Source organism: Collimonas sp. GW821-FHT07E08 (genome assembly GCF_059418905.1).
Genome location: NZ_JBWKQR010000015.1, coordinates 139,358 through 146,385, shown reverse-complemented (window position 1 = coordinate 146,385; position 7,028 = coordinate 139,358). Strand labels below are relative to the sequence as shown.

Here is a 7,028-nt window from a genome sequence, read left to right as displayed (position 1 = left end):
TGCGCCGATGATAGTGCTGCAACCAGTGTGAAAGTAGGTCATCGTCAGGCTTTTATTAAAAAACCCTCTGCATTCAACGTGCAGAGGGTTTTTGCTTTGCGTTTTCAGTTTCCACTGCGGCACGATTTCCTGAAATTTCAGCTTTGGAGCAACAAAACTACTGTGTTTTTAACCAGTTGTCCTGTATGATTCATTGATTCACATAAAGGCCAACTGCGATGATAGGTCGTCTTTCCGGGATTCTGCTCGAAAAAAATCCTCCTCAATTATTGATCGACTGCAATGGCGTCGGCTATGAGGTCGGCGTGCCAATGAGCACTTTCTACAATCTGCCGGGACTGGGTGAGAAGGTCGCCTTGCTGACCCATCTGGCGATACGCGAAGATGCGCATGTCCTGTATGGCTTTGGCACGGCTGAAGAACGGAATGTTTTCAAGCAGCTGATCAAGATCAGCGGCGTCGGCGCCCGGACCGCCTTGTCCATCCTGTCCGGCATGTCGGTGCAGGATCTGGCGCAGGCGATCACCATGCAGGAAGCCGGCCGCCTCACCAAGGTGCCAGGCATTGGCAAGAAAACCGCCGAGCGGCTGTTGCTCGAATTGAAAGGCAAGCTGGGCGCGGACCTGGGACCGGTCGGCAGCCATCATGCCAGCGATGTCAGCGGCGATATCCTGAACGCCCTGATCGCACTGGGTTACTCGGACAAGGAAGCGATGCTGGCGCTGAAACAGCTGCCGGCCGATGCTAGCGTATCCGATGGTATCAAATTGGCACTGAAAGCCCTGTCCAAGCTGTAACCGGACAGGCAAAAGCTGATCATTATTGCTTTATTGATGGTGTGGATGTCTTTTTTTATATCTAATCGCTACAGTCTGGCTACAATCCGACCATGAGTATCCAAACCGACGATTTCGCCGAACAACGCATTATCGCTGCCACGCCGGCTTCGCCCAATGAAGAGGCGATCGAACGTGCCTTGCGGCCGAAGCAGCTGGACGAATACGTCGGCCAGGAAAAGATACGCGACCAGCTGCAGATATTCATCACGGCGGCCAGGCAGCGGCGTGAAGCGCTGGACCATACCTTGCTGTTCGGTCCGCCCGGCCTTGGCAAGACAACGCTGGCGCATATCATCGCGCGCGAAATGGGCGTCAACCTGCGCCAGACTTCGGGACCGGTGCTGGAACGCGCCGGCGACCTGGCTGCGCTGCTGACCAATCTCGAAGCCAACGATGTGCTGTTCATCGATGAAATCCATCGATTGTCGCCGGTTGTCGAAGAAATCCTGTATCCGGCGCTGGAAGATTATCAGATCGATATCATGATCGGCGAAGGCCCGGCAGCGCGTTCGGTGCGCCTGGACCTGCAGCCGTTCACCCTGGTAGGCGCGACCACGCGCGCGGGGATGCTGACCAATCCGCTGCGTGACCGTTTCGGCATCGTCGCCCGCCTTGAATTTTATACGCCGCAGCAGCTGAGCAAAATCGTCACGCGCAGCGCTTCCTTGCTGGGTGCGCCGATCATGGACGAAGGCGCTTTCGAAATCGCCAAGCGCAGCCGCGGTACGCCGCGTATCGCCAACCGCCTGCTGCGCCGGGTGCGCGACTACGCCGAAGTCAAAGGCAATGGCGAAATCACCAAGCCGATGGCCGATGCGGCGCTGGTCATGCTGGATGTCGATCCGGTCGGTTTCGACATCATGGACAGGAAATTGCTGGAAGCGGTGCTGTTCAAGTTCGGCGGCGGCCCGGTCGGACTGGATAACCTTGCCGCTGCGATCGGCGAAGAACGCGACACCATCGAAGACGTGCTTGAGCCTTACCTGATCCAGCAGGGATACCTGCAGCGTACGCCGCGCGGCCGTATTGCGACCCCGCTGGCATATAGCCATTTTGGCGTGGCGGCGCCGCGCACCGGGCCCAACGGCGAGTTATGGGGGCAAAATTAATTCGCCCACGGAAGCCGATGCGCTGCCCGGGCAACCGGCAGCAATGCAGATCTGGGTTGACGCCGATGCATGTCCCGGGGTCATCAAGGAAATCCTGTTCCGGGTCGCCGACCGGTTGCATATCGTAGTAACCCTGGTAGCCAACAGGTTGTTAAGGGTGCCGCCTTCGCGGTTCATCAAGGCGGTCCAGGTGGCGTCCGGTTTCGACGTCGCCGATCGCGAAATTGTTCGATTGCTGCAAGCGGGCGACCTGGTGATTACCGCCGATATCCCGCTGGCGGCAGATGTGCTTGAAAAGGGCGGCAACGCCTTGAATCCGCGTGGCGAGTTTTATACCAAGGACAACATCCAGCAGCACCTGACGATGCGTAATTTCATGGATGAGCTGCGCGGCAGCGGCGTGGAAACCGGCGGTCCGGCGGCATTCAGCCAGAGCGACCGCCATCTGTTCGCAGCACAGCTTGACCGGTTTCTGCAGAAGTCGCGGAATCGATGAATGTTTCTGATCATGGCAGGACCGCGGGCCCGGTGTCGTCCCGCAATCCAAGTGTCGAAATGTCAATGTTTCTGCGCTTGTGTAAAAATTGAACGTCACAGACAATACGATAGCCTTCACTAATAGTGTGCAAGTCAACCATGCTTATGTCTACCAAAGCTAACCGTTACGCCAACCAGCTTCTGGATGCGCGGGCGCGTGCCAAATTGATGCCGCTGTTGTCGGCTGCCGATGCCTTGTCGCCGATGGATGGGTATGACATCGGCAAGCGCATCCTGGACGCCAGCATCAGCCAGGGCGATTCCCCGGTCGGCCGCAAGGTCGGCTTCAGCAATCGCACCATCTGGCCGAAATACGGCATCACCGAAACCATCAATGCACCGATCTGGGCGCACGTATTCGACAGTACGGTGCGCTACGCCGAAGATAACCGCGGAATCCAGAGCCTGGAAGGCGCCTTGCAGCCGCGCATCGAACCGGAAGTGGTGTTCAGCCTGGGCCGGACGCCGGCGCCGGATGCCGACCTGGAAGAAATCGCCGACTGCATCGAATGGATGGCGCATGCCTTCGAAATCGTGGTGTGCCCTTTCCCCGACTGGAAATTCGAGGCGGTCGACGCGATCGCTGCGTTCGGCCTGCACGGCACGCTGATTGTCGGCGAACCGCACATGCTGTCGACGGCCACCCGCCGCAACCTGGCCAGCATGCTGGCCAACGCCAGCGTTTCGCTGTCGTGCTGCACCGAAGACTCGGTGACCCTGTGCGGCGCCGGTTTCGGCAGCGATGTGCTGGATAGCCCGGTGCACGCCTTATGGCATTTGCACCAGGTGCTGAATGCGCAATCGCAGTTCACGCCTTTGCAGGCCGGTGAAATCATCACCACCGGCACCTGGACCGACGCCTATCCGGTGCAGGCAGGGCAGACCTGGGTCACGGCATTTTCAGGAATCGCGCTGCCGGGCTTGACAGTATCCTTCGTGTAAGCCGGCTGAAGCAGGGCAGGCAAAGAAAAATGCCGTTCAGCGAATCGCTTGAACGGCATTTTTTTCGAACGGCCCAGCGGCCGGCCAATTATTCTTCGCGTACCCAGGTCTGGGTGCGGCCGAGCATAGGTACGCCGATATAACCGCGTACATTCAGTTTTTTGCCATCCTCGATGAGCGCCATCTTGCTCTTGTAGACCTTGCCGTTGTCCGGGTCAAGGATGGTGCCGCCGTTGTATTCGTTGCCATCTTTTTTCATGCCGTTGATGATGGTCATGCCGAGGATAGGCTGGTCTTTCAGTTCGCCCTGGCATTTGACGCATTTCGGATTCTGGTCCTGGCTGGGATCGCGCAGCAGTTTCTCGATCTTGCCGCGCAGTTCGCCATTGCTTTCGGTAATGCGGATCAGCGCTTTCGGCTTGCCGGTATGGTCGTCGATATTCTTCCACAGGCCGACCGCCGAACTGGTGTTCTGGGCGAACGCGCCGAAAGTCAGCAAGGCGCTGCTGGCGATTGCCGTCATCAAAAGTTTCTTCATGTTTTGTCTCCTGTCTCTATCGCATCGGCCTGCATTGCTGCAGGCCGATGCATTCATATTATTAAGAAATCAAGATACTTTTAATTTTGCAAACTGTTCTCGCAACTTTTCAAGGGTACCCGAAAAATTGACCAGGCGTTCTTGCATCTGCGCAACCACCTGTGCCGGTGCTCTTGCCACAAAGCTCTCATTGCCCAGTTGGACCTGCGCTTTCGCAATCTCCCCTTCTATGCGGGCGATTTCCTTGCCCAGGCGTTCCCGTTCAGCTGCAATATCAATTTCTACCTTGAGCAGCAGCTTAGCATCGCCGACTATCGAGACCGGGGCGGGCGATTCGGGTAGAGTCTCTACTACTTGCACCTCTGCCAACTTCGCCAGTGCCTGCAGATATGGCGCGAACGACAGCAGCGTAGCCTGCTGCGTTGCCGAGCCCGCGATTACCAGCGGCACCCGCGTCGCCGGCGACAGCTGCATTTCGCCGCGCAGGTTGCGGCAGGCATCGGTCAGCGCTTTCAGCTGGGTCATCCAGGCTTCGGCGTTTTCGTCGATCTTTTCCAGGTCGGCTTCAGGATAAGGCTGGCGCATGATGGAGTCGCCGGCCGGATCGAGCGTCTTGCCGGTGAGCGGCGCCACGCTCTGCCACAAGGCTTCGGTGACAAACGGAATGACCGGGTGCGCCAGGCGCAGCACGACTTCCAGTACGCGCAGCAAGGTGCGGCGGGTAGCGCGCTGTTGCGCTTCGCTGCCTTGCTGGATCTGTACCTTGGCGACTTCCAGGTACCAGTCGCAATATTCGTCCCAGACGAACTTGTAGATGGCGGAAGCGATATTGTCGAAACGGTAGTCGGCAAAACCCTTGGCGACTTCGGCTTCGGTGCGCTGCAGGAGCGAAACGATCCAGCGGTCTGCTTGCGAGAACTGCAGCTTTTCCTTGTCGCAGACACCAGGCGTGTGGCCGTCGAAACCGCAGTCCTTGCCCTCGGTGTTCATCAGCACGAAACGGGTGGCGTTCCACAGCTTGTTGCAGAAATTGCGGTAGCCGTCGCAGCGGCCGAGGTCGAAATTGATGTTGCGGCCGAGCGTCGCCAGTGAAGCGAAGGTAAAGCGCAGCGCATCGGTGCCGAAGGCCGGGATGCCGTCGGCGAATTCCTTGCGGGTCGCCTTGGCGATGCGTTCCGCGTCCTTCGGCTTCATCAGGCCGACAGTGCGCTTGGCGACCAGTGCTTCCAGCGTGATGCCGTCGATCAGGTCGATAGGGTCAAGCGTATTGCCCTTCGACTTGGACATTTTCTGGCCGTTGCCGTCGCGTACCAGGCCGTGCACATACACGGTCTTGAACGGCACCTTGCCGGTGAAGTGGGTGGTCATGATCACCATCCGCGCCACCCAGAAGAAGATGATGTCGAAACCGGTGACCAGCACCGAGGACGGCAGGAACATCTTGTAGTCCGGCGTTTCTTCCGGCCAGCCCAAGGTCGAGAACGGCACCAGCGCCGATGAGAACCAGGTGTCGAGCACGTCGTCGTCGCGCCGCAACGCGCCGGTATAGCCGGCAGCAGCGGCCTTGGCTTGCGCTTCCGCTTCATTGCGGGCGACATAGATCTTGCCGTCGTCAGCATACCAGGCCGGGATCTGATGGCCCCACCACAGCTGGCGCGAAATGCACCAGTCCTGGATATTGTTGAGCCACTGGTTGTAGGTGTTGTTCCAGTTTTCCGGAATCATCTGGATTTCGCCGTTGGCGACTTTCTCCAGCGCGACTTCGGTAATCGATTTGCCAGGAAAGTGCGTGCCTTCCGGCGCCGGCTTGCTCATGGCGACAAACCACTGGTCGGTCAGCATCGGTTCGATCACCACGCCGGTACGGTCGCCGCGCGGCACCACCAGCTTGTGCGGCTTGACCGATTCCAGCAAACCTTGGGCGTCGAGGTCGGCGACCATCTGCTTGCGGGCCGCGAAACGATCCATGCCCTGGTACTGGACCGGGCCGTTTTCGTTGATCTTGGCGTCCAGCGTCAAGATGGTGATCTGCGGCAGCTGGTGCCGCTGGCCGACTGCGTAATCGTTGAAGTCATGGGCCGGCGTGATCTTCACGCAGCCGCTGCCGAATTCCTTGTCGACGTAGCTGTCGGCGATGACCGGGATCTCGCGGTCGGTCAACGGCAGCTTCAGCATCTTGCCGACCAGGTGGATATAACGTTCGTCAGTCGGATCGACTGCGACAGCAACGTCGCCCAGCAAGGTTTCAGGACGCGTGGTGGCGACCGTCAGGTGGCCGCTGCCATCGGCAAACGGATAACGGATATGCCACATCGAACCGTCTTCTTCTTCCGACGCCACTTCCAGTTCCGAGATCGCGGTGCCCAGCACCGGGTCCCAGTTCACCAGCCGTTTGCCGCGATAGATCAGGCCCTGTTCAAACAGCCGTACAAACACTTCCACCACGGTGCCGGACAGTTTTTCGTCCATTGTGAAATATTCACGGCTCCAGTCGGTCGAGGCGCCCATGCGGCGCATCTGGCCGGTAATGGTCGAGCCGGACTGCTCTTTCCATTCCCAGACTTTTTCGACGAATTTTTCACGGCCGAGGTCATGGCGCGAAATATTCTGCGCGTCGAGTTGCCGTTCGACCACGATTTGCGTGGCGATGCCGGCGTGGTCGGTGCCTGGGATCCATGCGGTGTTGAAACCGCGCATGCGGTGGTAGCGGGTCAGGCCATCCATGATGGTCTGGTTGAAAGCATGCCCCATGTGCAGCGTGCCGGTGACGTTGGGCGGCGGCAACTGGATGCTGAAAGACGGTTTGTCGGCGTCGGTGGTGGCGGTGTAGTACCCGCGCTTTTCCCACTCGCTGCGCCAGAATTGTTCAATCTCGGCAGGGTCGAAAGACTTGGCTAATTCCATGATTTATTGGGGTTCTTTGCTAAAGCGATCTAAAACGACGATTATAAAGTACGCAGCCGACTCGCTCCTAGTATTGGGGCCGGGCAGGCAGGGTTTTTTGACGTAAAGACAATCGTATGGACGGATTTGCCACGGAAGCCGGCTTCTATACTTGATCTG

7 protein-coding genes are annotated in these 7,028 nt (G+C 58.5%); 5 read left to right on the top strand and 2 right to left on the bottom strand.

The window, feature by feature from the left end:
- The 5 genes from AC07RZ_RS19400 to AC07RZ_RS19380 all read left to right on the top strand — a co-directional run.
- On the top strand, positions 1-189 hold a 189-nt coding region (locus AC07RZ_RS19400), incomplete at its 5' end, for a hypothetical protein (RefSeq protein ID WP_494669175.1).
- Positions 190-218: 29 nt separating this feature from the next.
- Positions 219-797, top strand: coding sequence for a Holliday junction branch migration protein RuvA (gene ruvA / locus AC07RZ_RS19395; protein ID WP_120237208.1), 579 nt, complete (start codon positions 219-221; stop codon positions 795-797).
- A gap of 92 nt (positions 798-889) precedes the next feature.
- Positions 890-1,948, top strand: a complete 1,059-nt coding sequence (gene ruvB / locus AC07RZ_RS19390; protein ID WP_092396547.1) for a Holliday junction branch migration DNA helicase RuvB — start codon at positions 890-892, stop codon at positions 1,946-1,948.
- Between the two features lie 43 nt (positions 1,949-1,991).
- Positions 1,992-2,444 (top strand): YaiI/YqxD family protein, encoded by a 453-nt coding sequence (locus AC07RZ_RS19385; protein ID WP_494669174.1) that lies wholly within the window; start codon positions 1,992-1,994, stop codon positions 2,442-2,444.
- 140 nt (positions 2,445-2,584) lie between these two features.
- Positions 2,585-3,427 (top strand): 2-keto-4-pentenoate hydratase, encoded by an 843-nt coding sequence (locus AC07RZ_RS19380; protein WP_092396551.1) that lies wholly within the window; start codon positions 2,585-2,587, stop codon positions 3,425-3,427.
- Positions 3,428-3,515: 88 nt separating this feature from the next.
- Here the strand turns inward: AC07RZ_RS19380 and AC07RZ_RS19375 are convergent, their stop codons facing one another.
- Together AC07RZ_RS19375 and AC07RZ_RS19370 are read right to left on the bottom strand one after the other, a co-directional pair.
- The gene (locus tag AC07RZ_RS19375; RefSeq protein WP_494669180.1) at positions 3,516-3,950 is read right to left on the bottom strand and encodes a DUF2147 domain-containing protein; all 435 of its coding nucleotides are present in this window, start codon (positions 3,948-3,950) and stop codon (positions 3,516-3,518) included.
- 84 nt (positions 3,951-4,034) lie between these two features.
- On the bottom strand, positions 4,035-6,869 hold the full coding sequence (locus AC07RZ_RS19370) for a valine--tRNA ligase (protein ID WP_494669173.1): 2,835 nt from the start codon (positions 6,867-6,869) through the stop codon (positions 4,035-4,037).
- Positions 6,870-7,028 lie beyond the last annotated feature (159 nt).

What these genes read in the sequence shown, in the direction of transcription:
- ruvA (WP_120237208.1), top strand. Translation starts at nt 219, where the DNA reads ATGATAGGTCGTCTTTCCGGGATTCTGCTCGAAAAAAATCCTCCTCAA.
- ruvB (WP_092396547.1), top strand. Translation starts at nt 890, where the DNA reads ATGAGTATCCAAACCGACGATTTCGCCGAACAACGCATTATCGCTGCC.
- AC07RZ_RS19385 (WP_494669174.1), top strand. Translation starts at nt 1,992, where the DNA reads ATGCAGATCTGGGTTGACGCCGATGCATGTCCCGGGGTCATCAAGGAA.
- AC07RZ_RS19380 (WP_092396551.1), top strand. Translation starts at nt 2,585, where the DNA reads ATGCTTATGTCTACCAAAGCTAACCGTTACGCCAACCAGCTTCTGGAT.
- AC07RZ_RS19375 (WP_494669180.1), bottom strand. Translation starts at nt 3,950, where the DNA reads ATGACGGCAATCGCCAGCAGCGCCTTGCTGACTTTCGGCGCGTTCGCC.
- AC07RZ_RS19370 (WP_494669173.1), bottom strand. Translation starts at nt 6,869, where the DNA reads ATGGAATTAGCCAAGTCTTTCGACCCTGCCGAGATTGAACAATTCTGG.